This window comes from Wolbachia endosymbiont of Tuta absoluta, assembly GCF_059414725.1.
Genome location: NZ_JBNRJY010000248.1, coordinates 1 through 3,285 on the forward strand (window position 1 = coordinate 1; position 3,285 = coordinate 3,285).

Genomic DNA, 3,285 nt, shown 5'->3' on the forward strand with positions numbered 1-3,285 from the left:
TATATTACTTGTTTATTTTAGTAGGGGGTATAGGTATGTTTAGTTTTAAGCAGGTAGTACAATATAATTTATTTGGTAGTAACGACCTTGAAGGCAATTCATCTTGTGAATTTGAAGATTTTCCTGAAGAGGTATTTGAGATTAGCAATGAAGAAAATCAAGCAATAGATAGTTTGAAAAGTAAAATAGAAAATCTACAACAAGAAAATTTTGATCTTAAAAAAAATGTAGAGTTACAAAAACACTATAAGAAAAGAGTAGAAGAGTATTACGAAGAAGTAAGTGAACTTACCAGAGAAATGCAAACCCTAGAAGGGAAAATTAAAAGGCTTGAAGTTGAATTACAAAGAAGGACGAGAAATTTAACTGAAAATGATCAAGACATCGAACAGCTAAAACAGAAAGTAGAAATATTATTATTAGAAACTCAGAACAAAAGTGATATAATTAAGAACTTAAATAATCAATTAAAAGAGGCAAAGAATGAAATTCAGTTAACAGACAAAATAAATGAAGAATTACAGCAAAAACTGGTTTTGACTGAAGATGAGTTAAATAGAGTAAGAAAAGAAAGTACAGTGCTGATAAACAGTATAGAGGATTTGAAAGGTGATTATGAAAATCAGATATTAGAAAAAGAGAAGGAGCTTAATGATGTAAGAGATCAATTTTGTATTTATTTATCAGAGTATAAAGAACTATTTGCAGAATTCAATAGACTGCAGAAGGAAAACGAAAGTTTAAAACAGAAAAATTTCTATATTAGTAATGAAGTGTCTCTTGCAGATGAAATAAACAAAGAAAACGTAAGAGAAGAAATAGCAAAGCTTCAGTTTGTACCTGAAGTGAAAATTAAACATATTATTGATAATAATGACCAAGAATCAACCTTACCAGATAGAGAAGCAGAAAATTATCGAACAAGTGAAGATAAAAACCTTGAAAATACTGATTTCGAGATTGGAGTATGGAATGAAGCTGACGATGAAAGTAGCGATGACCAGAAATCAACCTGGCTATATGGAAAAACAGAAAATTGCCGAACAAGTGAAGATGAAAACCTTGAAAATAATGATTTCCCAATTGAAGTATGGAACGAAACGGATAGTGAAAGTGACAATGTTAGCCCTTGCCCTGATTATGATGAAAGTTTTGGTAGGCGTTACAGTCAACTATTCTATGATGAAGCCATAATTCATAAAGAAAAAGATACTTTTGTTTTAATTCGTCAAAAAGATTCTTTTTCTTTAGCGAAAGTAAAACCGAATACAAGAGAAGAAGAAAAGTATGAAAGTATTTGGCAAAAAATAAATAAGATCCATGATTATCTGGACACTTTAGGTTACTCTGGTAGCGAAGAAGATTATGAGGAGTGCGAAAAAGAACTTGATAAAGTTATAAACGAAGCACTGAAACAAGGAATAATGTTCACTTTTCCATATAAATCTGATATGTCCTTGATAGATCGTATAGCTGACACATTCCCAAAGCTATATTTATCTGCTGACACTACTCGAATTTATGAGTTTTTACACAAGAAAAAAATATTTCAGATAATATCAGAAGGTGCATCTTTAAACAGATTTAGCGATGAAGAGCATGGAGATGTAGTAAACGTAATTTGTTCAGATAAAGATACCTTAGGTCAGCGAAAAGCAAACCTTTCAAAGCTGAAGGAGTTAGCACTTGAAAGTATTATAAGTAAAAATGAGCAAATTGATAAACATGACTTTGAACTAGAAATAGATAATGGATATTTTTGTATAGATTACCCACAAAATAGTACTATTGAAGTTGCAAAGATATTCAATAATCAAAAAGCTAAAGATTTAAATCTAAACATTGGTGTACTTCAAGTTGGAAAAAGTATAATTAGAGTTGAAAATATAGGAGGAAGTAGAAATTACACAGACGTATCAGGAGATAGCATTAGAATGTCTTTTACTACCGAAGTAGGAGAAATCAGTATTCATCTATGTCCTAGTGAGAAAGATAGTAATAAAATAGAGGTGAGGCTTGTCGATGAAGTAAGATTTAACAAGTTAGAGAATAAATCAAGTTTAGGGCAGAGTTGTCTGTTAGGGGGAAAAAGTGTTTTGACAGCTATAGAAAATGGATATTTCGAAAGAAATAGTAGTGTTTTTAAAGAGTCAGGTAAGACTATTAAACAGTCAGAGTGTACAATGGAAAATCCATCTAGCTTTCTAGAGGGGGTGAATAAAAATCAATTACTCAGAGTAAATGCAAGAGCTTATGGTCGGGGATTATGATAGTTGCTGTACATTGTAGATATAAAAATAAGGGGGATGAAGATGCGTTTTAATTTAGAGCCGGGAGGTGCTTTTTGTGATGGTAAAAATAAGCTTGTAACTGTTAAAATAAATGATGAAGAAAAGATTAATTTATCTGTAATAGTTTAGACTTAATCGGGAATGTTCAAAAAAGCGTGTCAAGCCGCATTTTTAGTTCAACTCAATTTTCAATCTGTTGGGAAAGAAGATGTCAAGTTGAGACATAGTTAAAGCCCAATTAGGGAGAGCCATAATCCACTTTTGCTCCACTTTTTTTATAGCACAATATACCAACTTATACAAGGCATTTGTACTGGTAAATGAGCCCTTGGTTTTAATGAATTTCCTGATTCATCTATGCAACCCCTCAATTGGATTGGTGGTATAAATTAGCCTTCTAACAGGGCCAGAATACTTAAAATAACCAGACAAATTTTCCCAATTGTTTTGCCACGATTTTATGACCAAAGGATATTTTTCACCCCATTTTTCTTCCAGCTCAAGCAAATAATTTTCAGCGATTTCTTTACTTGAAGCACGATATATTTTTTTCAAATCATTCATGAAAATTTTCACATCTTTGCTGGATACATATTTCAATGAATTTCTTATCTGATGCACTATACATATTTGTACTTCTGCTTTGGGAAATACACTATTTATAGCCGCAGGAAAACTTTTTAGACCATCAACACATGCAATCAGAATATCCTCTACCCCTCTCTCTTTTAGGTCATTTAACACTCCTAACCAGAACTTCACTTTCGGCTAAATAAAAGCCTAGTACTTCTTTTCTGCCATTTTGATCTATGCCTAATATATTATACATGCATTTACTTACGCAATGCCCGTCCTCCTTGACTTTGAAAAACATGCCATCCATGAATACTATTGGATATACAGATTGCAGTGGACGACTGCGCCATTCATTGATTAACGGCAGTAATTTGTCGGTGATATTGGATATTTCTGCTGCAGATATTTTGTGGTCATA

The 3,285-nt window shown here is 32.1% G+C and carries 1 protein-coding gene and 1 pseudogene; one reads left to right on the forward strand and one right to left on the reverse strand.

From position 1 onward, the window contains the following. Positions 1 to 2,270, forward strand: a 2,270-nt coding sequence (locus tag ACJ5GX_RS02720) for a hypothetical protein (RefSeq protein ID WP_495292680.1), incomplete at its 5' end; no start/stop codon positions are given. Positions 2,271 to 2,462: 192 nt separating this feature from the next. Here ACJ5GX_RS02720 and ACJ5GX_RS02725 read toward each other — a convergent pair. Further along, positions 2,463 to 3,285: pseudogene (locus ACJ5GX_RS02725) on the reverse strand (IS256 family transposase); the annotation flags it as partial.